This window comes from Amycolatopsis sp. (assembly GCF_025464955.1).
Classification (GTDB): domain Bacteria; phylum Actinomycetota; class Actinomycetes; order Mycobacteriales; family Pseudonocardiaceae; genus Amycolatopsis.
In genome coordinates this window covers 1-24506 of the sequence record NZ_JAODNM010000153.1, presented here as the reverse complement: position 1 = coordinate 24506, position 24506 = coordinate 1, and the positions used below count along the sequence as shown (strand labels likewise).

At 68.5% G+C, this 24506-nt stretch carries 24 protein-coding genes; 12 read left to right on the top strand and 12 right to left on the bottom strand.

The window, feature by feature from the left end; translation table 11 throughout:
* The first annotated feature begins 42 nt into the window (after positions 1–42).
* Positions 43–642 carry an MBL fold metallo-hydrolase gene (locus tag JWQ81_RS38660; protein ID WP_297549691.1) on the top strand — a complete coding sequence of 200 codons (600 nt, stop codon included), beginning with the start codon at positions 43–45 and terminating at the stop codon, positions 640–642.
* A 79-nt stretch (positions 643–721) separates the two neighbouring features.
* Positions 722–1393, top strand: a complete 672-nt coding sequence (locus JWQ81_RS38655) for a hypothetical protein (protein ID WP_297549689.1) — start codon at positions 722–724, stop codon at positions 1391–1393.
* Here the strand turns inward: JWQ81_RS38655 and JWQ81_RS38650 are convergent.
* From JWQ81_RS38650 to JWQ81_RS38640, 3 genes are all read right to left on the bottom strand, one after another.
* Positions 1365–1703, bottom strand: a complete 339-nt coding sequence (locus JWQ81_RS38650) for a hypothetical protein (protein ID WP_297549687.1) — start codon at positions 1701–1703, stop codon at positions 1365–1367. The genes JWQ81_RS38655 and JWQ81_RS38650 overlap by 29 nt on opposite strands.
* A gap of 109 nt (positions 1704–1812) precedes the next feature.
* Positions 1813–3360, bottom strand: coding sequence for a YibE/F family protein (locus tag JWQ81_RS38645; RefSeq protein WP_297549685.1), 1548 nt, complete (start codon positions 3358–3360; stop codon positions 1813–1815).
* A gap of 75 nt (positions 3361–3435) precedes the next feature.
* Complete coding sequence (locus tag JWQ81_RS38640) at positions 3436–4413, bottom strand: DJ-1/PfpI family protein (RefSeq protein ID WP_297549683.1); 978 nt, start codon at positions 4411–4413, stop codon at positions 3436–3438.
* 98 nt (positions 4414–4511) lie between these two features.
* On the opposite strand from JWQ81_RS38640, the gene JWQ81_RS38635 reads away from it, so the two are divergent.
* Positions 4512–5210 (top strand): DJ-1/PfpI family protein, encoded by a 699-nt coding sequence (locus JWQ81_RS38635; RefSeq protein ID WP_297549681.1) that lies wholly within the window; start codon positions 4512–4514, stop codon positions 5208–5210.
* A gap of 142 nt (positions 5211–5352) precedes the next feature.
* Positions 5353–5700, top strand: coding sequence for a metalloregulator ArsR/SmtB family transcription factor (locus JWQ81_RS38630; protein ID WP_297549679.1), 348 nt, complete (start codon positions 5353–5355; stop codon positions 5698–5700).
* On the opposite strand, the gene JWQ81_RS38625 is transcribed toward JWQ81_RS38630, so the two are convergent.
* The 3 genes from JWQ81_RS38625 to JWQ81_RS38615 form a co-directional block, all read right to left on the bottom strand.
* Positions 5690–5977 (bottom strand): PASTA domain-containing protein, encoded by a 288-nt coding sequence (locus JWQ81_RS38625; protein WP_297549677.1) that lies wholly within the window; start codon positions 5975–5977, stop codon positions 5690–5692. The genes JWQ81_RS38630 and JWQ81_RS38625 overlap by 11 nt on opposite strands.
* 131 nt (positions 5978–6108) lie before the next feature.
* Entirely contained in the window at positions 6109–6312 is a 204-nt protein-coding gene (locus JWQ81_RS38620; RefSeq protein ID WP_297549675.1) for a cold-shock protein, read from the bottom strand.
* Positions 6313–6574: 262 nt separating this feature from the next.
* Positions 6575–7096 carry a hypothetical protein gene (locus JWQ81_RS38615; RefSeq protein WP_297549673.1) on the bottom strand — a complete coding sequence of 174 codons (522 nt, stop codon included), beginning with the start codon at positions 7094–7096 and terminating at the stop codon, positions 6575–6577.
* Between JWQ81_RS38615 and JWQ81_RS38610 the strand changes: the two genes are divergently transcribed.
* A complete protein-coding gene (locus JWQ81_RS38610; protein WP_297549671.1) occupies positions 7053–7337 on the top strand; it encodes an Lrp/AsnC ligand binding domain-containing protein in 285 nt (94 codons plus the stop codon). The genes JWQ81_RS38615 and JWQ81_RS38610 overlap by 44 nt on opposite strands.
* A 10-nt stretch (positions 7338–7347) precedes the next feature.
* Here JWQ81_RS38610 and JWQ81_RS38605 read toward each other — a convergent pair whose 3' ends face one another.
* Positions 7348–8202, bottom strand: a complete 855-nt coding sequence (locus JWQ81_RS38605; protein ID WP_297549669.1) for a fumarylacetoacetate hydrolase family protein — start codon at positions 8200–8202, stop codon at positions 7348–7350.
* Positions 8203–8253: 51 nt separating this feature from the next.
* Entirely contained in the window at positions 8254–8673 is a 420-nt protein-coding gene (locus JWQ81_RS38600; RefSeq protein WP_366942374.1) for a cold shock domain-containing protein, read from the bottom strand.
* Between the two features lie 374 nt (positions 8674–9047).
* Between JWQ81_RS38600 and JWQ81_RS38595 the strand changes: the two genes are divergently transcribed.
* From JWQ81_RS38595 to JWQ81_RS38565, 7 genes are all read left to right on the top strand, one after another.
* A complete protein-coding gene (locus JWQ81_RS38595; protein WP_297549667.1) occupies positions 9048–12329 on the top strand; it encodes a GH92 family glycosyl hydrolase in 3282 nt (1093 codons plus the stop codon).
* A gap of 299 nt (positions 12330–12628) precedes the next feature.
* Complete coding sequence (locus JWQ81_RS38590; RefSeq protein WP_297549665.1) at positions 12629–13477, top strand: LLM class F420-dependent oxidoreductase; 849 nt, start codon at positions 12629–12631, stop codon at positions 13475–13477.
* A 193-nt stretch (positions 13478–13670) separates the two neighbouring features.
* Positions 13671–15068 carry an FAD-linked oxidase C-terminal domain-containing protein gene (locus tag JWQ81_RS38585; RefSeq protein ID WP_297549663.1) on the top strand — a complete coding sequence of 466 codons (1398 nt, stop codon included), beginning with the start codon at positions 13671–13673 and terminating at the stop codon, positions 15066–15068.
* Entirely contained in the window at positions 15065–16501 is a 1437-nt protein-coding gene (locus tag JWQ81_RS38580) for a carboxylesterase family protein (RefSeq protein WP_297549661.1), read from the top strand. Before JWQ81_RS38585 ends, JWQ81_RS38580 begins: the two co-directional genes overlap by 4 nt.
* Before the next feature lie 532 nt (positions 16502–17033).
* Positions 17034–17558, top strand: a complete 525-nt coding sequence (locus tag JWQ81_RS38575) for a GNAT family N-acetyltransferase (RefSeq protein ID WP_297549659.1) — start codon at positions 17034–17036, stop codon at positions 17556–17558.
* Positions 17559–17639: 81 nt separating this feature from the next.
* Positions 17640–18497, top strand: coding sequence for an SDR family oxidoreductase (locus JWQ81_RS38570; protein WP_297549657.1), 858 nt, complete (start codon positions 17640–17642; stop codon positions 18495–18497).
* 126 nt (positions 18498–18623) lie between these two features.
* Positions 18624–19691 (top strand): alpha/beta fold hydrolase, encoded by a 1068-nt coding sequence (locus tag JWQ81_RS38565; RefSeq protein WP_297549655.1) that lies wholly within the window; start codon positions 18624–18626, stop codon positions 19689–19691.
* 9 nt (positions 19692–19700) lie between these two features.
* Here the strand turns inward: JWQ81_RS38565 and JWQ81_RS38560 are convergent, their stop codons facing one another.
* From JWQ81_RS38560 to JWQ81_RS38545, 4 genes are all read right to left on the bottom strand, one after another.
* Positions 19701–20093 (bottom strand): hypothetical protein, encoded by a 393-nt coding sequence (locus tag JWQ81_RS38560; RefSeq protein ID WP_297549653.1) that lies wholly within the window; start codon positions 20091–20093, stop codon positions 19701–19703.
* A gap of 75 nt (positions 20094–20168) precedes the next feature.
* Positions 20169–21383, bottom strand: coding sequence for an acyl-CoA dehydrogenase family protein (locus JWQ81_RS38555; RefSeq protein ID WP_297549651.1), 1215 nt, complete (start codon positions 21381–21383; stop codon positions 20169–20171).
* Between the two features lie 24 nt (positions 21384–21407).
* A complete protein-coding gene (locus JWQ81_RS38550) occupies positions 21408–22703 on the bottom strand; it encodes an acyl-CoA dehydrogenase family protein (RefSeq protein ID WP_297549726.1) in 1296 nt (431 codons plus the stop codon).
* Between the two features lie 118 nt (positions 22704–22821).
* A complete protein-coding gene (locus tag JWQ81_RS38545) occupies positions 22822–24030 on the bottom strand; it encodes a low temperature requirement protein A (RefSeq protein WP_297549650.1) in 1209 nt (402 codons plus the stop codon).
* Between the last annotated feature and the right edge of the window lie 476 nt (positions 24031–24506).

The window sequence follows — 24506 nt, the reverse complement described above, 5'->3', positions numbered from 1 at the left end:
CCTCGCGGCAGTGGGCGCCGGCGGTCGTGGAGGTGGCTTTCGTTGCTCGTTGTCGGGTTCGCTACCGGCACCTACCGGGCGAACTGCTACCTGCTGGCCGAAGGACCCGGCAAGGACTGCGTGATCATCGACCCGGGTGAGGGCGTCACCGAGGCCCTCGACCAAGCACTGCGTACCCACGACCTGAACCCGGTCGGGATCCTCGCGACGCACGGTCACTTCGATCATGTGTCCTGTGCCACGATGGTGGCCGAGGCCCACGGTGTCGGGATCCGGATCCATCCGGGTGACGCCGGACTGCTCGAAGATCAATCCCGGGTGACGCCGCTGACCGACGAGGTGTTCGAGCTCGCCGGCTTGGAGATCACCGTCGAGGCCGTGCCCGGCCACACCCCGGGGTCGGTACTCTTCCGGCTCGACAGCCAGGAGGGTGGTCGGCTGGTCCTCACTGGTGACACCCTGTTCGCCGGTTCCGTCGGCCGCACCGACCGGGACGGCGGCGACGCGGGGAGCCTGGAGCGATCCCTGCGGTCCACTGTGCTCGCCTTGCCCGACGACACGGTGGTCCTGCCGGGACATGGTCCGGCCACCTCGATCGGCCGGGAGCGGGCGGCGAACCCGTTTCTCGCCACCCTCTCCTGACGACGCTGAGAACGCTGAAGACACTGAAGACACTGAAGACCCAGACGACCTTCCCGACCGGAAAGAGCCAGTGCCGGAGATGACCGAAGCGAACGACCCGGGCGCACGCGAACCCGGGGCCGGGCCGGAGCGCCTCGCCCTCTACCACCACGACCCGGCGGCGACGCGCCGCCGCGGTCTGTCCGGACTGCTCGGGGTGGTGATCCTCGCGGCCGGGTTCGGCGGGGTCGCCGGCTTCTTCGGCGGCCAGCTCGTCGGCCTGCTCGTCGCGGCCGTGGTGGGATTGCCGCTGCTGTATGTGGTGCTCTACAACGTCCGCCGTCGGCTGTGGCTCGAGGGCACCGTCCTCCTCGTGCGCACCTGGCGCGTCCGGCGGATCGACCTCGCCGCGGCCCAGCGGATCGACCTGCTGGTCACCGATGTCCGCGGGAACAGGACGGTAGGGCTGCTGATCAACGCCGGGGAGCGCCGCAAGACGGTGAAGATCGACCTCGCCGTCTACGCCGGCACCGGTGGCCGTGAACTCGGTGTGCTCCAGCTGCGCAGGCTCGCCAACGCCCTGCTCAACAACACCGACGCCAACGGGCTCGTCTTCGCCGAACTGCTCGTGGCCCAGCTCAAGTCGGAAGCGCGGGGGGACGGCGCCGCCGACCGGCCGCTCTACCGGCTGGCGTCGGCCGCGCCCGCGGGCAAGCTCGCGCAGCGGTTCACCATGGAAGCGGTCAACCGGTTCGTGGCGACTCTGGACTGACGGCCCCGACGGCCCCGACGGCCCCGACGGCACCGACCGCCGTGCCGTTCACCGCACCGGGCGAGCCCGCCGCGAGCCGTCGTTCGATGACGGCCAGCTCGCCGCGGATCGCCTCGAGCTGGTAGACGACCTCCGGGAGTTCTTCGGCGGCGAAGGTGGCCAGCCGCTCCAGGAGTTTGATCGTGGCACGGAGCTCGTCCACCGCTTCGGCGATGCGGGGAACGGCCTCGAGCACGTCGAAGGCCGAGTTGAGCACCCGGTGCGCCACGGTAAGCACGCGCCGGGGGAGTGTCGGCACGACGTCGAACATGGCCCCTCCAGAAGTCGCCTGTCTGGTGCCCACTTCGTACTCCACCGAACGGGCGCGCGCTGAGGCGGGTCACGCCGTTGTTGCTGGTGTGACGGGTGTGACTGGAGCGTCAGACGGTCGCCTCGACGGCAGGTTCGGCCGGCTCGCGGCTGGCGATCAACGCGGCCAGCACGGTCGTCACCGGGACGGCCGCGACGATGCCGACGCTGCCGGCCAGGGTGCGGACCAGCTCCTGCGCGATGTCCTCGGAACCGAGGATCGCACCGAGCCCGACCCCGGAGATCGACGAATACAGCAGGACCGGCAGCGCGGCGCCCGCGTAAGCCATCACGAGGGTGTTGACCGCGGAGCCGACGTGGTCGCGGCCGATCCGCAGGCCGGCGCTGTACAGCTCCTTCCAGCCCAGTGAGGGGTTCGCGCGGCGGAGCTCCCAGACCGCGCTGGTCTGGGTGATGGTGACGTCGTCGAGTACCCCGAGCGAGCCGATGACGACCCCGGCCAGCAGCAGTCCGCGGGTGTCGATGCCGTGGCCGAGCGACTGGATCAGCGTGGACGTCGAGTCGTCGAGACCGGTCAGCGAGGACGCGGCGGAGAACAGAGCGGACAGGACGCCGATGAGCGCGAGGCTGACCATCGTGCCGAGCACCGCCGAGGACGTCCGCGCGGACAAGCCGTGGGTGAGGTACAGGGCGATGAACATGATCACCCCCGCGCCGGCGATCGCGACCAGCAGCGGGTTTTCCCCGGACAGGATCGCGGGCAGCACGAACAGCGCGATCACCACGAAGCTCAGGCCCAGCGCGACCAGTGCCGCCAAGCCCCGCCAGCGGCCGAGCACGATCACCGCGATGGCGAACAGCGCCGCGAGCAGTGTCAGCGGCAACCCTCGCTGGAAGTCGAGCAGCTGGAACGACGACGGGTCGTGGAGGTTGCCGCCGTTGTAGCTCAGCACGACCTTGTCGTCGACAGTGAACCGCGGCGTGCTCGGTTCGATCGGCACGGTCAACCGGACGGCCTGCCCGTTCGCGGGGCCGTCGGTCATCGAGACCTCGACGGCCAGGCACGGTTTCTGCCCGGGGTCGGTCTGTGTCCCGACCTGGACCTGGCCCTGTTCCAGGCACGGCCCGCTGGTCGCCGTGGTGATCTTGCCGTGCACCGGCGTGCCCTGGGAGACCGCGCTCACGACGGCCGGTTTCCCCCAGGGATACAGCACGATCATGCCGGCGACGGTCAGCAGCGCGATCGGGACCAGCAGCCAGATGAGCAGCAGCTTGACCCGTCTCGAGGCAGGCGCCGCGGGGCCGTGGCTGTGGCCGTGCCCATGACCGTGCCCCGCGGGATTGACCGCTCGCCGGGGTTTCCGGGGCTCCGCCGCCACTTCGGCGGCTTTGGGGTCTCGGGGTCCCTTGCGGGCTGAGGTGTCCGTGTCCTGCTCGGCGCGGCGGCGGTTCGCGGGCGGCGGTGTCTGCCCGGGCGGCCGGGGCCGTCGTGGTGGTGTCCCCGCGGCTCGCCGGGGTGGCTGCCCGTCGGCGCGGGGGGCCGCCGAGCGCGGCGCGCGGGGCGCCGAGGGGTCGCGCCGGGCACGAGGTGGGGACGGAACATCATCCGATATCCGGCGAATCGGGCCGGTGTCGTCGTCGGAGCCGTCTGTTTCCACCGGACAATCGTGCACATGCCTTCGGCCGCCGGAGTTTCGGGTCGGCTTACCGCCGCGGTGAACCGGGCAAACGACTCAGACGAACGCTTGTCGCAGGTGGACGCGCCGGTAGGCCGACGGCGGGGTGTCGTAGTGGTCGAGAAAGGCCTGCCGCAAGGTTTCTGTGGAGCCGAACCCGCACCGGCGGGCGATGGCGGCGAGGGGGAGCTCGGTGGTGGACAGCAGTTGCGCGGCCGCCGCGGCGCGGGTCGCGCGGACGTAGCGGCTCGGCGTGGTGTCGAGGTGCGCGTCGAACAGGCGGCTCAGCTGCCGCGCGCTGATGCCGGCGTGCTCGGCGAGCGTCATCGTCGTCAGGTCGGCGTCGAGATGCTCGCTGACGTACGCCGTCAGGTCGCGCACCACGCGATGCTCCGGCGGTGGTGCGGCGAGGTACATGCTGACCTGCGCCTGGTTTCCGGGCCGCTGCAGGTAGGTGACGAGTTCTCGCGCGGCCTCGCGGGCGAGCGTGGGTCCGTGGTCCTCCTCGACCAGTGCCAGGGTGAGGTCGAGGGCGCTCGTCACGCCGGCCGACGTGTAGACGTTGCCGTGCTTGATGAACAGCGGCACCGGGTCGACGGTGACCGCGGGGAAGTTCTGGGCAAGCAAGGCGGCGTAGCGCCAATGGGTCGTGGCGCGACGGCCGTTGAGCAGGCCCGCGGCGGCGAGGACGGTGGCGCCGGTGCACACCGACGCGACCCGTCGGCTGGTGTCGGCGAGCCGCCGGACGTGGGTGAGCAGCCGGACGTCGGCGGCGGCGGTCTCGTGCCCCGCCCCGCCCGAGACGACCAGGGTGTCCAGCCCGCCCTCGACCTGGTCGAGCCGGAGGTGCGCGGCGAGCGTCAGCCCGGAGCCGCACCGGACGGGGTGCCCGTCGACGGTGGTGAGCCGGATTTCGTACGACGGCTTGGCGCCGAGCCGGTTCGCCGCGTCCAGGACGTCGGCGGTGCAGGCGATGTCCAGCAGCTCGGCGTCGGGGTAGCCGATGATCACCACGCGTCTGGCGGGCCGTTGCATGCCGGGACGCTAGCAGGTGCACGGCCGGTCAGACATGGTTCGCAGGATTTCGGACACTCACGTCACATCGGCAGTCGTCGCAGGTCAAGCTGGGACGCATGGCTGACGACGAGAAGACGATCGCGTTCGTGCTGTACCCGGGACTGACCCTGCTCGACCTCGCCGGGCCGCTCCAGGTGCTCAGTGTGCTGGCCCACAGCGGTCTCGGCTACCGGGCTGTCGTGGTGGGCGAGCGAGCCGGGGCCGTGGACACCGACACGCCGCTCGGGATCGCCCCGAGCCACACCTTCGCCGAGGTTCCGCACCCGTTCGCGATCGTGGTGCCCGGCGGTGCCGCGCCAACCCTGCGGGCGCTCGGAGACGAACGGCTGCTTACGTACCTCCGCGAGGCGTCGGCCACGGCTGAATGGACGACGTCGGTCTGCACCGGCTCGCTGCTGCTGGGTGCGGCCGGCTTGCTCGACGGCAAACGCGCCACCACGCACTGGATGTACCGCGAGATCCTGCGTGGCTTCGGTGCCGTCCCGGTGGCCGAACGCTGGGTCGAGGACACTCCCGTGATCACCGCGGCAGGGGTCGCCGCCGGGATCGATATGGCCCTCTACCTGGTGGGCAGGCTGGCCGGCGACGAGGTGGCGCGGAATATCCAGTTCACCATCGAGTACGACCCCGAACCCCCCCTCGGCGGGTTGGACTGGGACCTCGCGCCCCAGGTTGCTTCGCACCTCGGCGAAGGCCTGAAATACGGACTCGCCGACAACCCGGACATGCTGGCACGGTTGCTGCCCTACGCCTGAATTCGGCCATACTGGGTGTCATGGCCGTGCCTCTGCGTGACTGGGTGGCATGGCTGGGGCGGGCCGGCTGGGCCAGGCCGTTTCGCGACTAGTCGTTCGATGTTCGATGTTCGCTGAACATCGAACGTAGTATGCTGGGTCGATGAAGCATCCACAGGTGCATCCCGGCGTCGACCAGCTGAAACTCACCGACGTGATGGCCGCGCTGAGCGACCCCATCCGCGTGGGGCTCGTCCGGCTGCTGTCCGACGGGGTGGAGCGCGGCTGGGGGGAGTTGCGGGCGCCGGTAGCGAAATCGACCCTGAGCCATCACCTGAAGGTGCTGCGGGCCGCCGGATTGACCCGAACCCGCGAAGAGGGCACCCGCTGCTTCGTCAAGCTTCGTCGTGACGACGTCGAGAGCCGCTTCCCGCACTTGCTGGACGCTGTCCTGTCAGCCGCGGCGAAGGAAGACGTCGGTCGTCAGGTCGGCCTGATGGCTACGAACTAGGACGCTCTGCCTCTTCGCTGTTCACCACTGTGGGTCGAGGTGGGATCCCAGGCTCGCGGACGCCGCCCACGCCGCCCGAGCCCGATGTCCACACCATGACGTAGTCGCCGCGTCCGCCGACGGTGTCGGCGGGCGGCCGCTGGCGGACGATGGGCGCGTCGAACCCGTTCGTCGGTCCGTACTCTGTTTCGGGCTCGGTGAGCAGGAATCCGGAGGCTTGGCAGGCCGGCCGCGCTTCGTCGACGGTCAGCCCCAACAGGTCGGGAACTTTCCGCACTCTTGCTTTTGCTTGGCCTCGCCCCAGGAGCCGCCCCCTCATCACAAGAATGTGCTTTGCGTCACAGTAGTCGGAAAAGAAGAGAACCCGCGCCCTCGAGGGACGCGGGTTCTCCTTTATTCAGTGGTTACTCAGATGGCGCGAACGCCCTGGGCCTGGGGGCCCTTCTGGCCCTGGCCGATCTCGAATTCCACGCGCTGACCCTCGTCGAGCGACTTGAAACCGTTGCCCTCGATTTCCGAGTAGTGCACGAAAACGTCGGGACCGCCGCCGTCCTGAGCGATGAAGCCGAAGCCTTTTTCACCGTTGAACCACTTAACACTGCCCTGCGCCATACTACTAACTCCTTGTAGCCGAGCCGGGTCCTCACACCGAGAAACCCCAACCTCTGGGCCCCATCCTGCCACCTGGGTGCCCGCGTGTCCGAATGGGTCGGGATCCGGGCCCGATGAGACGGTTCGAAGCGCCCGCGGGACGGGCGGAAAAATGTCGGTCGACCGTGCGCCGGAGTGGAGTATTTCCTCGCTGCGAGCCGTTTTCATTCTTTACCGTCCGGTCGGTCGCGGAAGCCGTTCGGCACGCTGAGTGACGTTCATCTCACGCTTCCGGGATGGTCACGCTGTGGTGGGTCTGTCCGGCTCCGGGTGATGAGCGAAACTGATAGCTGTGAGTGCACCTGTGACGTCCGATCTCCTGGTCCTCGCGACGCGGCCGCAGGCCGACCTGGTCGGCGTCATGCAGCTGCGCATCCGGGTGCTGCGCGGGAAACTCGACGCGATCGTCGCGGCACTCGCGGCGCGGGACGACATCGCGTTCGTCGACGTTTCGGCCGGTGGGGACGAGATCTCGGCGATCCTGCTGGGCAGTGGTCCCCGCAACCGCCTGGTTTTCCACCAGCTGCCTGCCACCTCGGCGGTCACCGCGGTCAATGCGCAGACCGTGCTGCACGTCTTTTCCACCGCGTCGGACTGGCGGCTCGACGCGCTCACCGACGTCGAACGCGCCGAACTCACGCCTCCCGTCGAGCCGGTGGCGGCGCAGCGGCCGCTCGACGACGTCGACGAGCGGATCATCGATGCTCTTGCCGCAGCGGCTCGGTCTCGTCGTCGACGCCAACATCTCGCTCCAGCTGCCGCCCGACCGGCTCGACGAGGCCGGGCGGCAGCTCGCCGCCCATCCCGCCGTCCACGGCGCGTTCGCCACTACCGGAACGTCGAACCTGCAGCTCGCGGTCTGGCTGCGCGACGCCGAGCATCTCTACCGGTTTCTCACCGAGGACCTCGCCGGACTGTCGATCCTCGGCACCGACACCATGCTCGTCGGCCACGCCGTCAAACGCCCCGGCAACGGGTCGCGCTGATCGCCGGTTTTCAGGACGCTGGGGCGACGAGGTGGTGCCGCATGCTCCCGATGCCTTCGACGTGGCTGACCAGTTCGTCGCCGGGGACGAGGTACCGCTGCGGGGTGCGGCCGAGCCCGACGCCGGACGGTGTCCCGGTGAAGATCACGTCTCCGGGCAGCAGCGGGGTCACCGCGGAAAGCCGCGCGATGAGCTCGGGCACCGGGAAAATCATCTGGGCGGTACGACCCTGCTGCATCTGCTCGCCGTTGACCGAGCAGCCGAGCTCGAGGTCGTCGCGACCGGGCAGCTCGTCCGGGCTGACCACGACCGGGCCGATCGGGCCGAAGCCCGGGTACGACTTCGCGAGGCTGAACTGCGGGGCAGGCCCGGTCTGTTGCAGCACCCGCTCGGAAAGGTCCTGCCCGACGGAAAGCCCGGCTACGTAGTTCCAGCCGTGGTCTTCGGCGACGTGGTGGGCCCGCCGCCCGATCACGACGACCAGCTCGACCTCCCAGTCGACCTTGCCGGGCGGCAGCTCGACGTCCCCGGTGGGGCCGGTGAGGCACGTCGGGAACTTCGTGAAGACCACGGGCTGCTCAGGAAGGGCGAACGAGGATTCGGCGGCATGGTCGGCATAGTTCAGGCCGATGGCGAAGACCTGGCGGGGCGCCGGGACGGGGTTGCCGAAGTCCCCGGGTTCGGCGCTGCGCACCCACTCGCCCGCGGGGTTGACGGTGGCTGCGAACTCGGTCAGTTCGTCCCAGCGTTCGTACGCGGCCTGGGTTTCGTGCCCGAACCGCCCCCGGCTGGCCCTCGCCAGATCGACGACGTAACCGGCGCCCACGACCAGCGCCGCGCGCCCGTCCACAGTGGCCAACCTCATGCCGAACTCCTGCCCTCGTCATGCTCGCGAATCTCAGCCAAGCCGGGAAAATCAGTCCTCGATCCAACCATGGCTGCGGGCGACGGTCACCACACATCGCCGCACACTGAGAATCTGTTCCGCGGTCAAGGTCGGTGCCGCGGGAAGCAGTGTTTCGGTGAATTCGCTCAGCAGTTCCCTGGTCGTGAGGACATCGCCGACCCCGTCCTCTTCGCGGTGGAAGTCCTGCCGGGCGGCCGGTGCGGGCAAAACCGCTTTCTCCGCGGACCCGATAATGCGCACCTCGGTCGCCTTGAGTCCGCGATCGCCTTCTTCCACGACGAATTCCAGCGCGGTTCCGGGCGTGACGAGCCTCTTGTCGAAATCGAGGTCGTTCACGTGCAGGAAAACGTCGTCGCCGCCCTCGTCCTGGGAAACGAAACCATAACCGCGAAATTCGTCGAACCGGATAACCCGACCTGTAGTCACCACGTGAATCCCATCCTCAACCTACCCAGACACCTTGCCCACCGCGGGCATCGGCGCGACGTTACCGGCCGCCGCTGATCGGGACAACAGGGGTCGCGCTACCGACGCTACTGGCCGGCGGGGTGGCCGTAACGTGACGCAGGGACCGATAGTTCTCCACGGCCAGAGTCCTCGGCATGTCACTGACGTCCTCAGCATGGCACTGACGGTAAACGCCGGTATCGGCCAGCCCGAGCGCGCGGTGCCCATTGACACCCGGGGCGACGGCTTGATCTGATCCCCGGTGAGAGGGCCTTGCCCGACGCTTCCCGCCGGATCACTGGGGGCGGCTTCGCTGGGCGATGACAACGTTGTCACAAGCTGGAGGTAGGCATTCCATGCGGTCGACTCTGAGACGTCTCCCCGCGGGGGTGACCGCCGGACTGCTGCTCGCCGGCCTGGTCACCGCCGTGCTGCCCGCAACGGCGGCGACTGCCGCGGCACCGGCCGATCCGACAAGTCTGGTCAACCCGTTCATCGGAACGCAGAACTCGGGCAACACCTTCCCCGGGGCGAGCGCGCCGTTCGGCATGGTCCAGGTCAGCCCGGACACCGGCGGTCAGGGCGGTTACGACTACCAACAGGGCTCGATCTACGGCTTCAGCCAGACCCACCTGTCCGGCGTCGGCTGCGGCGTCGAGGGCGAGCTGCCGATGATGCCGACGACCGGGGCCGTCGACTCCGTCGACACCAATAGCTACAAGTCCGCGTACTCCCACAGCGACGAACAAGCCAAGCCCGGCTACTACCAGGTGGGGCTCTCGCGGTACGGCATCAACGCGGAGCTGACCGCGACCCCGCGTACCGGCTGGCAGCGCTACACCTTCCCGTCGACGACCCAGGCGAATGTCCTGTTCAACACCGGCAAGGCCAACCAGTCGGTGCAGGGCTCCGAGATCCACGTGGTCGGCGACCGGACCATCGAAGGCCGTGTCACCGCCGGCGGGTTCTGCGCGGGGAAGGACCAGCACACGGTGTATTTTTCGGCCACGTTCGACCGGCCGTTCACCGCGCACGGCACGTGGCGTGGCTCGACGACGACCCCTGGCGGCAGTGACGCCGCCGGGACCGGCGGCAACGGCGCCTGGGTGACTTTCGACGCGACCACCGACCACCAGGCCGTGGTCAAGGTCGGCCTGTCGTACACCGGCCTCGACGGCGCGCGGAAGAACCTGGCGCAGGAAACCGGAACCTCGTACGACTTCGACAAGACACGTACGCAGCTGCACGACTCGTGGGTGGACAAGTTGTCCGCGATCGGGGTCGGCGGTGGGACGGCTGACCGGCAGACCGCGTTCTATTCGGCGCTCTACCACGCGCAGCTGCACCCGAACCTCGCCGGCGACGTCGACGGCCAGTACACCGGGTTCGACAAGAAAGCGCACGCGGCGGACGGATACACGCCGTACCAGAACCTGTCGCTGTGGGACACCTACCGGCCGCAGAACCAGTTGCTCGAGATGCTGGAACCACAGGTGGCACGCGATGTCGCGCTGTCGGTCCTGTCCATCGGCCGCGATGGCGGGTGGCTGCCGCGCTGGGCGCTCGCGAACAGCGAAACCAACATCATGACCGGGGACCCGGTCGTGCCCTTTCTCGTCGAAGCCTGGTCGAAGGGAATGCTGGCCGGGCATGAGGAAGAGGCGTACGGACTGATGAAGAAGGATGCGACGAGTACCCCGCCGCCGGATTCGCCGTACAACGGACGTACGGGTGTCGACCAATACCAGGCGAGCGGGTACATCCCGGCCGGGCTCACCCTCGGCAAGGACTGCGCGGACAAGGGCGGCGACAACGACTGCGTGCATCCGGCGTCGGCCACCCTCGAGTACTCCGCCGCCGACGCCGCGCTTTCCCTGATGGCCCAGGGACTCGGGCACGCCGCCGACGCGAAGATGTTCGGTGACCGCGGCCAGTGGTACAAGAACCTGTGGGACTCCTCGATCGGCCAGTTCCGGCCGCGCACCACCGATGGCACGTTCGTGACCGCGTACGACCCGGTCGCGGCGGGGGAGCAGTTCCACGAAGGCGGGGCGTACCAGTACCAGTGGCTCGTGCCGCAGGACCCGGCCGGACTCGTCGGCCTCATGGGCGGCAAGGCCGCCGCGGAGAAGCGGCTCGACTCGTTTTTCGCCTACGGCAAACTGCTCACAGACCCGGCGGGCACGGCGCGGACCGACTGGATCGTCCAGCCGTACGACTACTACGCGAAGCCGACGTACAACCCGAACAACGAGCCCGACCTGCTCGCGCCGTACATGTACCTGTGGGCGGGCGCGCCGGCGAAGACCGCGACGGTGGTGCGTGCGGCGATGACGCTGTTCACCACCGGGCCGGACGGGATGACCGGCAACGACGACCTCGGCACGATGTCCGCCTGGTACGTGTTCTCCTCACTTGGGCTGTACCCGACGATGAGCGGGAGCAACTTTCTCGCGGTGTCCAGCCCGCAGTTCCCGTCGGCGACCGTCCGAATCGGACAGTTCGGCGCGAAGCAGGGCGGCACGCTGGCCATCACGGCGCCGGGTGCGAGTGACACCAACCGTTACGTGCAAAGCGTTTCGCTGAACGGTCGTGACGTCCGCGGGACGTCGCTGGACTGGAGCGCGGTTGCGCACGGCGGAACGTTGGCACAGAAGGTCGGGGACAAGCCGTCTTCGTGGGGTACCGGGCGCGCCGCGGCGCCGCCGTCGGTCGACCAGGCCGCCGGTGACTCGCGCCGTCACGTCGACGCGTCGTTCGAGACTTCGTCGGCGGTGTTGCCGACGAGCGCGTCGGCACAGAAGGCGGATTTGACGCTGGACGTGCTGGGACAGTCGCCCGATCTGTCGGTGGCCGTCGTGTCGGCGAAGGTGCCCGCGGGGTGGTCGGTGCGGACGAAACCGCAGTGGCCGCTGGTGACTTGGTCAGGGCGGCTGCCGAAACAGCAGGCCGTGAGCGTGGAGGCCACCGTCCCGCCGAACACGCCGATCGGAAAATATCCCTTGCAGGTCACGGTTTCCGGCGCCGGGGCGAACACCGTCACGCAGTCGGCGACAGTCGAGGTCCGCACCGCGCCGACGTGCGCGACGACCGCGAACGGGCAGTGCGCGGTGGACCTCGCGAGCGAAGTGAACCATGACGGGGCCGCCACGGTCGCGCAGCCGGATCAGGGCAACTTCGACGGTTCGGGTTGGAGCTACGACGCCGACCTGCTGCCGCCGGCCGGCCCGGTCACCTGGGGCGGCGTCTCGTACGCCGCCCCCGATCCGACCGGGACCGCGGCGAACTTCGTCGAGGCGCGCGGGCAGCAAATGCTGCTGCCAGGCGGAAAGTACGCCTCGATCCGGCTCGTCGGCGCCGCCCACAACGGACCCGTCAGCACGGTGGTCACCGTGCGGTACGCCGACGGCAGCACGGCGAACGTTCCGGTGACCGTCGGGGACTGGGCAGGGTCCACACCCGCTGGTAGCACTGTCGTGCTGGATATGCCGCACCGCATCAAGGCGGGCTCCGGCGTCGACGGCCCGCCCGTCCGGCTGTTCGGCCAGTCCGTCCCACTCGACGCGGGGAAGACCGTCTACTCGGTAACCCTGCCCAACGACCCGCGCGTGCAGGTCTACGCGATGACCCTCGCCTGACGCTTCGCGATCTGGCTCGGGGACCCCTTGTGGCGCTGAACGCCACCAATGCCTGGAACTGAGGGGTGTCGGGTGGTTGGTCGGTTGAGGTGCCTCCGCTGCCAGCACCCCTTCGCCCCGGTCCTTGCTGCCGTAAACAGGACCTTGCCGCACCAGCCAGCCCTCCAAAGTTCCAGGCATTGGCGTTGAACGCCACGGGGGTGGCCCTGAGGGGGTTTCGCCACCCAGCCTCGCTACATTTGCTATACATCGATGCTACGGTTATGTAGCGAGGTCGTCGACGGCGGATGGAGTGACCGATGGGCATGGAGTTGGGGCGGTTCGGAGCCTGGTTGAACCCGGTTCACGGCGACAAGGACAGGAAGGACTTCGGCGTCGAGGCCGAGGCGCTCGGGTACGGCACGGTCTGGCTCGGCGGCGGCGTGACGTCGATCGCGGAGCTGCGTCTGGTGGAGGAGATCCTCGACGCGACGAGCGCGGTCACCGTGGCGACGTCGATCGTCAACGTGTGGACCAACGACCCCGCCAAGATTGCGCGGTCGTACCACCGGATCGCGGACAAGTACGCTGACCGTTTCGTGCTCGGGGTCGGGATCGGCCACCCCGAGTCCATCAAGGCCTTCGAGAAGCCGTACGACAAACTGTCGCGGTACCTCGACGAGCTGGATGCGGCGGGCGTACCGGCGGAACGGCTGCTGGTGGGCGCGCTCGGCAAGCGCATGCTGGCGCTGTCCCGCGACCGCTCGGCCGGTGCCCACCCGTATCTGACGGTGCCCGAACACACCAGGCAGGCCAGGGAGATCCTCGGCGCGGACAGCGTGCTGGCCGTGGAGCACATGGTCGTCGTCGAGCCCGATCCGGTGCGGGCCAGGGAAATCGGCCGGCCGCCGATCGCAACGCCGTACCTCGGTTTGGCCAACTACGTCAGCAATCTGCGGCGGCTCGGCTTCGGCGACGAAGACATCGAGAATGGCGGCAGCGACAAGCTGATCGACGCGCTCGCGCTGCACGGCGAACCCGAAGTCATCGTGCGTGGGCTCAGCGAGCACCTCGACGCCGGTGGCGACCACGTCGGGATCCAGGTACTCGTCCCCGAGGGCGTCGACCCGATGCCGGGTTACCGGGACCTAGCGAAAGCGCTGTTCTAGGCCTCGTCGGCGGGTGATCGCAACTCGACGGCGAGTTGCGATCTCTGAGAACTAAGACACCCCACAAGGGCAGACAAAAGTCGCGGCGGCAGGGACCCACGCACGACCGAAGGGGCATCTTTCGTCGCCGGAACACTACTGGCCAGGGTTTACTTTCCGGCATCACCGCTGCATTCGGCACTAACCTGGAGGCATGCTGGTCGACGATCTCGCGGGGCTGCTGCCACCGGACCGGGTGGTCCACGATCCCGACATCCTTCGGAGCTTCGCCCACGACGAGGCGGAATGGGCGCCGTACGCGGTCCCGGAGGTGGTCGTGCGGCCGCGGACGGCCGAAGAGGTCCAGGTCGTCGTCCGGTACTGCCTGGCCCACGGCGTCCCGGTGGTCACCAGGGGAGCGGGGACAGGGCTGTCCGGTGGTGCCAACGCCGTCGAAGGCTGTGTCGTGCTCGCCATGGACCACTTCGCGAAGATCCGCGAGATCGACCCGGTGGAACGGCTGGCCGTGGTCGAACCCGGGGTGGTGAACGACGACCTCCGGGCGGCCTGTGCCGAGCGGGGCCTGTGGTACCCGCCGGACCCGGCCAGTTCCCCCTGGTCGACGATCGGCGGGAACGTCGCGACGAACGCGGGCGGGGTGTGCTGCGTAAAGTATGGTGTCACCCGCGACTACGTACTGGGCATGCAGATCGTCACCGGGCTCGGCGACCTCGTGCGGCTCGGCCGCCGGACGGCGAAAGGCGTGGCGGGGTACGACCTCGCCGGGCTCATGGTCGGTTCCGAGGGCACGCTGGGCGTCATCACCGAAGTGACCGTGCGGCTGAAGGCGCGGCGGGCCCCGGAGCGCACAGTTGCGGGCTACTTCTCCTCGATCGTCGACGCCGGTGTCGCCGCCGCGGAGATCGCCGCGGCCGGGATCGTGCCGTCCGCGCTCGAGCTCGTCGACCGGCACTGCCTCGCCGCGGTCGACGACTGGAAGAACATGGGCCTCTCGGCCGAGGCCGAGGTCGTGCTGCTCGGACGCTGCGACTCGCCGGGGGCCGCCGGTGACGAAGAGGCGGCCGCGATGCTCGCCTGTTTCGAAAAAGCGGGGGCCACCTGGGCCGCGGTGTCGACGGACCAGGAGGAAGCGGACGCGCTTTTTGCCGCGAGGAGGCTCGCGTACCCGGCGCTCGAACGGCTGGGTCCGGTGCTGACCGAGGACGTGTGCGTGCCGACCCACCAGGTCCCCGAAATGCTCGCGCGAATCGGCCGGACGGCGGCCCGGAACGACATCCTGATCGCGAACGTCGCCCATATCGGCGACGGCAACCTGCATCCGATGCTGATCACGCCGGCCGGCGACGAGGCCGCCAGGACACGCGCGCAGGCGGCGTTCGAGCAGATCGTGTCCGACGCGCTGGACCTCGGCGGCACGGTCACCGGCGAGCACGGCGTCGGGCTGCTCAAGCAGGAAGGCCTGCGCCGCGAACTGGGGCCGGCTGTCCTCGGCCTGCATCACGCCGTCAAGAACGCGCTCGATCCGCACGGGATCTTCAACCCCGGCAAGGTCATCCCTCACCGAATTACCGCCGAAAGGACCATCGCGTGATCGTCTCCACCACGTCCGGGGAGGTCCGCGGCGAAGTCGTCGAGGGTGTCACTCGGTTCCTGTCGATCCCTTACGCCGCAGCGCCTGTCGGGGAACTCCGGTTCGCCCCGCCTGTTCCAGCACCGGCCTGGGACGGCGTCCGTGACGGCACGGAACCCGGTCCGAACGCGCCGCAGACCAACCGGAACGTGGCGGGCTTCGACCTCGGGCCGCTCGTCGGTCCCGGGTGGCGCAAGGGTCCGGACTATCTCACGGTCGACGTCTACACGCCGGACACCGCCGCGGCCGGGCTGCCCGTCCTGGTGTTCATCCACGGTGGCGGGTTCCTCGCCGGAACGGGGTCGGCCGCGGTTTACGACGGTTCCGCGTTCACCCGAGAAGGCGCGGTCTTGGTGACCCTCAACTACCGCGTGGGGATCGAGGGCTTCCTGCCGCTGGAGGGCGGTGCGACGAACCTCGGGCTGCGTGACCAGATCGCGGCGCTGGGGTGGGTGCGTGACAACGTCGCGGCGTTCGGTGGCGACCCGGGCAACGTCACCGTTTTCGGGCAGTCCGCCGGCGCCATGAGCGTCGCATGTCTGCTGGCGTCGCCGCTGGCCGAGGGTTTGTTCCGGCGCGGGATCGTGCAAAGCGGCCACGCCGAGATGGTGCGTCCCCTCGAACAGGCCCGAAAGCTTGCTGACCACCTGGCGAAGGCGCTCGACGTTCCCGCGACGGCCGAAGCGTTTCGTTCGATCCCGGCCGAGGACCTGCTCGCCGCGCAGGAGGCGCTCACTGTTCCCGGTGGCAGCCCGGACCTGCGCGACGCGGACGGATTCGACCCGGGCTTCGGCCTTTCCACGTTCATGCCACTCTTCGGTGACGATATGCTGCCCGAACACCCCGGGCGAGCGATCGAGAGTGGTGCGGGCGAAGGAGTCGATCTGGTTGTCGGGTCCTGTCGCGACGAGATGGCGCTGTACCTGGTTCCGACCGGGGCGATCGACGTCCTCACCGACGAGCAGCTCGTCGCGATGATGTCCAAGTCCCATCCGGACCCGGTGCCGACCCTCGAACGCCATGGCCTCGGGCAGAACGGCCGTTCGGCGGGCGAAGTCGCCGTCCCAGCCCTGACCGAGTTGGTGTTCCGGGCCCCAGCACGTCGGCTCGCCGAAGCGCATCAAGGCCGGACGTATTGCTACGAATTCGACTGGCGCGGACCGCTGTTCGACGGGCGGCTCGGTGCGTGTCACGGTCTCGACCTGCCGTTCGTGTTCAACAACCTCGACGTCGCCAGCGGGCTCGTCGGGGAATCCGCGCCGAAGGGCGTCGCGGAGCTGCTGAACCAATCGTGGGTCCGCTTCGCGGCGACCGGTGACCCCGGCTGGCCGGAGTACGACAGTGGGCGTGCCGTCCTGCACGTCAACTCCGCCTCGGAGGTCCGTCCCGACTAGGACGGGCACTTTTGTGGCTCTTGTGTCGTATGTGTGGGTCCGCGACGCCTCGGTGGGTGCTGGGTGCTGTGGACTGGCTCCGTTTTACCGCGGCGGGGCGGGTGGTGTGGGGAAGGGATTCTGAAGGTCGGTTGGGGTGGCTGGGTGGTGTCGGTGTGGCTGGTGAGGTTTTTGAGGTCAGCGGGTGTGGTCGGCTGGTGGTGACTGTGGGACTCGTCGGCGTGAACGTGGGACTCGCCGGGCTGGAGTGTGGGACTCACCGACGCTCTGTGCGAGTCCCACGTTCAGCGAGGGTGAGTTCCACAGTCAGAGCGGCGAGTCCCACACCCAGCTCCGGACACCGGCATTCGCCGTACACCGACACGACCAGGCCGTTGCTGCGGTAAAACGCAGCCAGTTCACAGCAACCAGCACCCACACATACCGAAGAGCCACAAAAGTGCAGGCGCGGGTTATCGGCGTGCGCAAGGACCCCGCACAAGCGCAAAAGTGGGAGTCCTGGGGTGGATGGACCCGCTATCGTCACTCTCCCGTGAACGAGATTGCGCTTCGTCCGGGTACTCCCGACGACTTCCCTGCCCTGTTGCAGATGTTCGACGACGCCGTCGCTTGGCTGACCGCGCGCGGCAGTGCCGGTCAGTGGGGCACCGAACCGTGGTCCGGCATCCCGCTGCAGGTCGAGCGGGTCCGCGAGATGGCAGGCAGCAATCGCCTGCAGGTGGCCGAGGTCGACGGCGTACCGGCCGGCGTGTCCATCACCCAGGGGACGTGCCCGCGACACGTGCCGTCGTCGGGGGAGCCGGAGATCTACCTCGGTCTGCTGCTCATTTCGCGCAGGTTCGGCGGGCTCGGCGTCGGCGGCCGGCTGATCGCGAACGTGTTCGACGAGGCTCGGCAGAGCGGTGTCGGGCTGGTGCGGGTCGACTGCTGGGCGGGCGGTGACGGCAACCTCGTGCGCTACTACGAGAGCCAGGGGTTCACTCGCACGGTCCAGTTCGAAGTCGAGGTCAGGAACGCGCCCTGGATCGGACAGGTCTTCGAGCTCCGGCTGGACTAACCGGCCGTTTCGTTGCACCATGAGTTAGTTGGCCATGTGTCAACAAGACTCGAGGTCAGCGTCGACGGAGAGGAACCAGCCATGGCACAGCCGCGTTCGCTGCGAGGCAAGGTCATCGTGGTCACCGGCGGGGCGCAGGGGATCGGGGCAGTGACCGCCGCGGCGCTGACGCGGCTGGGCGCACGTGTCGCGATCGGCGACCTCGACCATGTCCGCGCCGAGAAAACCGCTGGTGAGCTGGGTGGCGACACGCTTGCCCTGCCTCTCGACGTCACCGACACTACGGCCTTCACCGCGTTCCTCGACGACGTCGAAGCACGGCTCGGGCCGATCGATGTGCTGATCAACAACGCGGGGATCATGCCGCTTTCGCCGCTAGACGAGGAGGACGACGCGTCGACACGGCGTCAGCTCGAGATCAACGTCCACGCCGTCATCCACGGCACCCGCGAGGCGATCAAGCGGATGCGGCCGCGCGGGACCGGGCACATCGTCAACGTCGCGTCGATGGCGGGCAAGGCCGGGTTTCCCGGCGCGGCGACGTATTGCGCCACCAAACACGCGGTCGTCGGGCTGTCCGAAGCGGTGCATCTCGAGCTGCGCGGCACCGGCGTCGACGTCTCGTGCGTCATGCCCGCGATCGTGCGTACCGAGCTCGCCAGCGGACTCGCCGAGGCCAAGATGATCAAGTCAGTGCAGCCGGAGGACGTCGCGGCGGCCATCGTCGATGCCCTGCGAAAGCCGCGTTTCGACGTCTTCGTGCCCAAATCGCTCGATCTCATGGGCAGGATCACCCGGCTGCTGCCGCGCCGGACCGGCGAATGGGTCGCCCGATCACTCGGCGGGGACCAGCTTTTGGCTTCAGCTGCCCATTCCAGCGCTCGCGCCGACTACGAAGCACGAGCCGCCGGAAGTGCCCCCGCGGTCGACGGCAGTTGACTCGGACGGCCTAACGCACAGTCCGATGTGGACTGCTTGCTGGGCGCTTGCACCGGTCGCCTGTTGAGTGGTGAGCGCGGGCACGGCAAGATTGCTCACTGAAGTTCACCTTCTGGAGGCAATCTGATGGTTTCACCGGCCGCAAGGCTCGCCGCCGCCGCTTCGAACGTGGCGGGCAAGGTGCTGCACGGCGGCGTCGCCGACCTGCGGCCGATGCCGCGAGTGTTGATCGACCAGGGCCCCAACCGGTCGGTCTACCGGATGACGACGAGCACCGGGACCGGCGTCGGCTCGGGCCCGCCGGTGCTGCTGGTGCCGCCGCTCGCCGCGCCCGCGATCTGCTTCGACCTGCGTCGCGGCTGCAGCCTGATCGAGCACCTGGTCGAGGACGGCCGGAACACCTACCTCGTCGACTACGGCAACGTGGCGTTCTCCGACCGGCGGCTCGGTATCGAGCACTGGATCGACGAGGTGCTGCCCAGGGCGATTCGGAAGGTCAGTGAGGACGCCGGCGGTCAGGGCGTGCACCTGGTGTCGTGGTCGCTCGGCGGGATCTTCTCGATGCTGGTCCAGGCGGACCAGCCGACGCTGCCGATCGAGTCGATCGTCGCGATCGGTTCGCCGGTGGACTTCACCGCGATCCCGATCATCGCGCCGTTCCGCCCGCTGGTGGACCTGACCGGCGGCCACCTGCTGACCCCGGTCTACCGCGCGCTCGGCGGGGCACCGTCCTATTTGGTCAGCCGCGTGTTCCGGGCGACCGGGATCAGCAAGGAGATCACCAAGCCGCTCGCGATCCTGAAGAATCTTGATGACCGGGACTATCTCGCGCAGATCGAGGCCGTCGACCACTTCATGGACAACATGATCGCGTACCCAGGTCGCACCTTCGGGCAGCTGTACCACCGCCTGTTCCGCACCAACGACCTCGCCGAGGGCACGGTCGACCTCAACGGGCGGGTCATCTCGCTGTCCGACGTCAAGGTCCCGATGCTCGTCGTCGCGGGCGAGAACGACACCATCGCGCCCCGGGCGTCGGTCGAACGCGTGGTGGAGCTGCTGGAGAACGCCGCGTCCGTGCGCTTCGAAACCGCGCCGGGCGGGCACCTCGGCGTCCTCACCGGCCGTCGGGCCCGCGGGACGACCTGGCGGTTCATCGACGAGTTCCAGGCGGAGCAGTTCGCCGCCGGGTGACGTCAGGCTTCAGCCGCGGTACCGGTTTTCCGGACCGGAGAGGAGCACGACCACGACGATGGCCAGCGCGAGCCCGCCGATACTCAGGTACTGCCCGGCGGCCAGGTTGATGATGGCACTCAGCATCACGGCGCTTTCGAGGACCTTGGCCAGTGGGCGGACCCACGACCCGCCGGAGCGGAGCCGCAGTACGCACGTGAGCAGGGCGACCGCGAAGAACAGGTCGACTGCCGTCGCGACGTAAGCCACTCCTGGGATTTGCTGCCCGTACTGGTTCCGATCGTTGATGTCGGAGATCAACATCAACCCGCCGAAGGCGTTGACCACGATCTGGACGACCATGATCACCATGGCGCCCTTGAACCTGCCGGGCATGGCGACACGGGGTGCCGGAACACTCATGCTGAACTCCTAGGGTCGACCACTTTTCAGCGGCCGACCCTAGGTCTTCGCCGTCGGGACCCCTCCCGATCTCGGTTACTTGAGCTCGGCGGACGTCTTCCCGAGGATGCGGCGGGCGACGATGAGTTGTTGGATTTGTTGGGTGCCTTCGAAGATGTCCAGGATCTTCGCGTCGCGGGCCCACTTTTCGAGGAGGGTCTCCTCGGTGTAGCCGACGACACCGGCGAGTTCGACGCAGCGCAGGGTGATGTCGACGACCGAGCGACCGGCCTTCGCCTTGGCCATGGACGCCTGCAGTGAGTTCGGCTTGCGGTTGTCGGCCATCCACGCCGATTCCAGCGTCAGCAGGTAGGCGGACTCGTAGTCGGCTTCGAGCTGGATGAACGCCGCCGCGGCCGCGTGCTGGGTGTTCGGCGGCTTGTCGTAGTCGATCGTGACACCGGCTTCGGTGAGGATCCGCTTCGTCTCCTCCAGGGCGGCGCGCGCGACGCCGACGCCCATGGCGGCGACGAGCGGGCGTGTGTTGTCGAAGGTCTGCATGACCCCGGCGAAGCTCTTGTTGACGTCGACGTCCGGGGTGCCGAGCAGGTTTTCCTTCGGCACGCGGCAGTTCTCGAAGCGCAGCACGGCGGTGTCCGACGCGCGGATGCCGAGCTTGTGCTCGACCCGGACGACCTCGAAGCCCGGCGTGCCCTTCTCGACGAAGAACGACTTGATCGCCGCCTTGCCCATGGACTTGGCGAGCGTCGCCCACACCACGACCGAGTCGGCGCGCTGGCCCGAGGTCACGAAGATCTTCTCGCCGTTGATCACGTAGTGGTCGCCGTCGAGCTTCGCGGTCGTCGTGATCGCGGCCGAGTCCGAGCCGCAGCCGGGTTCGGTGATCGCCATCGCGGCCCACGTCTTGCCGAACCGCTTGATCTGCTCGTCCGTGGCGACCGAACCGATCGCCGCGTTGCCGAGCCCCTGCCGTGGCATCGACAGCAGCAGACCGACATCGCCCCAGCACATCTCGATGGTGCCGAGCACGACGTTGAGGTTGGCACCGTTGCGGTTGCTCGGCTTCTTGTCTTCCTTGTCGTTGCTGCGACGCACACCGGCCGCGCCTGCGCCGCCCTCGCCGGACGAGTTCAGCCCGTCGAGCAACGCCGCGAACATGTCCAACTCGGCGGGGTAGGTGTGCTCGGCGCTGTCGTACTTCCGTGAAATGGGCCGGAAAACCTCGGCCGCGGCCTGGTACGCCTGGTTGATCAGCGCGCCGGCCTTCTTCGGAGCCTCAAGATTGATCATGGTTCTGCCTTCCGGGAAAAAGCCTCAGAGGAGGACGGCGCCTTCCATCACGCCGATGGCACGGAGGTCGCGGTACCAGCGTTCGACCGGATGCTCCTTGACGAACCCGTGTCCGCCGAGCAGCTGCACCCCGGCGTTGCCGATCTGCATTCCCTTGTCCACAGCCAGTTTTCGCGCCAGCGCGACCTCGCGGGCGTACGACTTGCCCTGCTCGGCGCGCGAGGCGGCGCGCAGGGTCACCAGGCGCAGCCCTTCGAGCTCGATCGCGATGTCGGCCACGGAGAACGCGACGGCCTGGCGGTGGCTCACCGGCTCGCCGAACGCCGTGCGTTCGTTGACATACGGGACGACGTAGTCGAGCACGGCCCTGGCCGTTCCGGCCGCCAGCGCGGCCCAGCCGAGCCGCGACAAACGCACGGCCTCGGCGAACACCTCGCTTTTGGCGCCGCCGAGCAGTGCGCCGGCGGACAGCGACACCTTGTCCATGTGCAGTTTCCCGGTCGCGGCGCCGCGAAGTCCCATCGCGGGTTCCGCTTCGACCGTCACGCCCGCGTTCGAGGACTCGACGATGAACAGAGCCGGGCCGTGGCCTTCCAGAAGGGCCGACACGACAAACAGTTCCGCCTGCGCGGCGCGGGGGACCAGCGACTTGACGCCGTCGAGCTGGTAGCCCTTCGGCGTCCGGCGGGCACGCGTGGCCGGCTTGAACGGGTCGAACAGCGGCACCCGCTCCTGCAGCGCGAAGGCCGCGGCCGGGACGTTTTCGCCGACGAACGCGGGCAGATAGTCGGCCTGCTGCTGCTCGTCGCCCCACAGCACCAGCGACGTGCTGACCGCGGACGGCGCCAGCACGGCGACAGCGAGCCCGAGGTCGCCGTGCGCGAGCGCTTCCGCGACGAGCGCGTTGGTCACGACGGAACGGCCTTCGCCGACACCGCCCAGCTCCTCGGGGATGCCGATCAGCGTGATGCCGAGCTCGGCGGACCTGCTGAGCAGGCCTTCCGGGGCGAGCAGCTTCGCGTCGGCGTCCGCCGCAGCGGGCCGCAGCTGCTCCGCGGCGAACTCGGTGACCGTCTCGACGATCAGCTGCTGGTCCTCGCTGGGGTTCAGGTCGAACAGCCCGGTGTCCTCGGCCGGAGCGAGCCGGACCGGCTTGCCGAGCGTCTGCGTCGACTTGAACGCGCGCCCGGCGGCGCCCGCCGCGCGGAAGCCGTTCCTCGTGCCCGCGGTCACCAGGTTCTGGATCGGCCCGCGAAGGCCGGTCCGCTCGACCGCCTTGCTCCCGGCCAGCCGGGTGAGCGCTGCCAGGCCGAAGCCCATCGCGTCTCGTTTCCTTGGCGCAGCCACCGTCGCCTCTCCCCTCAGCCGGGAACCGGCCTCGTGTACCTACTCGTGAGTAGGTTAACCCGAGTTGGCGGCGAGCGCCAGGGTGACCCCCTTACGGGTGGTCGTTATGCACCTGCCGGCGCCAACCCGCGAAGCGAAATCGTTCGAATGTGACAAGCGCGAGGCCGGCGGCCGCGATTATCGACAGCAGAGCCGCCGCGGGCACGTGACCCAGCGCTGGTGTCACCGCGAGCAGGACGACCGCGACCACCAGCCGTTGGGTGTTCCAGCTCCCCAGGTTGCGGCGGCGCAGCGCGCTCAACGTGACAAGGTAGACAGCCAGTCCGGAGGTCAACGCCCACAGCCCGGCGCCGTGCAGCGGGTCGGTCTGCCGGTAGTGCTCGGTGTCCGCGACGTAGAGCAGCGCCTTCTTGAGCCCGAGCGCGACCAGCACGATTCCGGCGATCAGGGGGAGATGCAGGAACGTATACGAATCGGTGGCGATCTTGGCCCGTTCGATGCCGGTCGTCCGGGTGAGCTTGGCCTCCGAGACGCGGGCGACGACGTCGAAGTACATCCACCACATGGCGGCCACGAGCGCCAGTCCGCACAGTGCGGCGAGCACGACCAACCAGGACAACGGCAGCGAGCCGATCCCGATGCCGATCGCGACGATCGACTCACCGAGCGCGATGATCATGATCCCGCCGAACCGTTCCGCGAAATGCGCCGGTGACGGGATGCTCCAGCCGGCGGCGCCGGAGAAGTAGACGCGGCCGTAGTCGACCACCAGCGCGAGCACCCAGAGTCCTAATTGGACAAGCCCGTGCGTGAACGCCGCCACCGCGAGGATCGCCACGGAGATCAGGACCCCGGGCAAAATCCGGAGCAGGACCCCGCGCAGGGCCGGGTCGGTGCGGGCGACTTGGAGGTACGCCACCAGATGCAGCAGACGCACGGCGAAGTAGCAGCCGACGAACAGCGCCGGCGCGTACAGGCCGCCGGGGAAGTCGGTGAACGCCTCGGGGATGGTCTGCGCGAGGAGGAACATCACCGCCATCGCGGCGAACATGGCGAGCCGCGCGACGCCGCGGTCGGCGTGCAGCGTGTTGCCGAGCCAGGCGTAGCTGCACCAGCACCACCACAGCGCCGCGAGCATGGCGAGGCCCTGCCCGATGCCGAGCAGGTCGAGGTGGTTGGCCATCAGCTGGGTCGTCTGGGTGATGGCGTAGACGAAGACAAGGTCGAAGAACAGCTCGATCGAGGTGACCTTGTGCGCTTCGTCCTCGGTTACCAGATGGAGTCCGTGGTTCTGGGGCACGCGTCAGGTTCGCACGTCAGCGGGGCTCGCGGGGAGGAAAATTCGGATGCCAGGGCTTTGACGTGGAGGTGAGTGTGACTGTTGGGGCTCCTGGGGTCGTTTCGGCAGGTTGAAGGCGTGGTGAAGGCCTAGCTGGGTGCGTCCTACGCGGATAACTAGCCTTCACAACAGGTCGCAGCGTCACACCTGTCACTTCAGCCCCACGGCCGCCACTTCAGCCCCACCAGTCACACCGCACGACGCGACAGGCCCTCCGGGCCCCCTTTACGAGCACTAGCTCGCCGCGGTCCTTGCTGAGGTAGAGCCGAACTCTCCACCTCCGCCGCCCTGACGTCTCGGGCTCGTGAGCGTTCCGGCCGGTTCTAGCCGGTGTCCCAGCCCAGGACATCGTGAACAGTTTATGTCTCAGAACATCGTGAACACTTGCCCGGCCAGCCTGCATGGTCACCGGTCCGAACCCGGTGACCATGCACCAT

What these genes read in the sequence shown, in the direction of transcription:
- JWQ81_RS38655 (WP_297549689.1), top strand. Translation starts at nt 722, where the DNA reads ATGACCGAAGCGAACGACCCGGGCGCACGCGAACCCGGGGCCGGGCCG.
- JWQ81_RS38650 (WP_297549687.1), bottom strand. Translation starts at nt 1,703, where the DNA reads ATGTTCGACGTCGTGCCGACACTCCCCCGGCGCGTGCTTACCGTGGCG.
- JWQ81_RS38640 (WP_297549683.1), bottom strand. Translation starts at nt 4,413, where the DNA reads ATGCAACGGCCCGCCAGACGCGTGGTGATCATCGGCTACCCCGACGCC.
- JWQ81_RS38635 (WP_297549681.1), top strand. Translation starts at nt 4,512, where the DNA reads ATGGCTGACGACGAGAAGACGATCGCGTTCGTGCTGTACCCGGGACTG.
- JWQ81_RS38630 (WP_297549679.1), top strand. Translation starts at nt 5,353, where the DNA reads ATGAAGCATCCACAGGTGCATCCCGGCGTCGACCAGCTGAAACTCACC.
- JWQ81_RS38620 (WP_297549675.1), bottom strand. Translation starts at nt 6,312, where the DNA reads ATGGCGCAGGGCAGTGTTAAGTGGTTCAACGGTGAAAAAGGCTTCGGC.
- JWQ81_RS38610 (WP_297549671.1), top strand. Translation starts at nt 7,053, where the DNA reads ATGCTCTTGCCGCAGCGGCTCGGTCTCGTCGTCGACGCCAACATCTCG.
- JWQ81_RS38615 (WP_297549673.1), bottom strand. Translation starts at nt 7,096, where the DNA reads ATGTTGGCGTCGACGACGAGACCGAGCCGCTGCGGCAAGAGCATCGAT.
- JWQ81_RS38605 (WP_297549669.1), bottom strand. Translation starts at nt 8,202, where the DNA reads ATGAGGTTGGCCACTGTGGACGGGCGCGCGGCGCTGGTCGTGGGCGCC.
- JWQ81_RS38595 (WP_297549667.1), top strand. Translation starts at nt 9,048, where the DNA reads ATGCGGTCGACTCTGAGACGTCTCCCCGCGGGGGTGACCGCCGGACTG.
- JWQ81_RS38590 (WP_297549665.1), top strand. Translation starts at nt 12,629, where the DNA reads ATGGGCATGGAGTTGGGGCGGTTCGGAGCCTGGTTGAACCCGGTTCAC.
- JWQ81_RS38585 (WP_297549663.1), top strand. Translation starts at nt 13,671, where the DNA reads ATGCTGGTCGACGATCTCGCGGGGCTGCTGCCACCGGACCGGGTGGTC.
- JWQ81_RS38570 (WP_297549657.1), top strand. Translation starts at nt 17,640, where the DNA reads ATGGCACAGCCGCGTTCGCTGCGAGGCAAGGTCATCGTGGTCACCGGC.
- JWQ81_RS38565 (WP_297549655.1), top strand. Translation starts at nt 18,624, where the DNA reads ATGGTTTCACCGGCCGCAAGGCTCGCCGCCGCCGCTTCGAACGTGGCG.
- JWQ81_RS38560 (WP_297549653.1), bottom strand. Translation starts at nt 20,093, where the DNA reads ATGAGTGTTCCGGCACCCCGTGTCGCCATGCCCGGCAGGTTCAAGGGC.
- JWQ81_RS38555 (WP_297549651.1), bottom strand. Translation starts at nt 21,383, where the DNA reads ATGATCAATCTTGAGGCTCCGAAGAAGGCCGGCGCGCTGATCAACCAG.
- JWQ81_RS38550 (WP_297549726.1), bottom strand. Translation starts at nt 22,703, where the DNA reads ATGGGCTTCGGCCTGGCAGCGCTCACCCGGCTGGCCGGGAGCAAGGCG.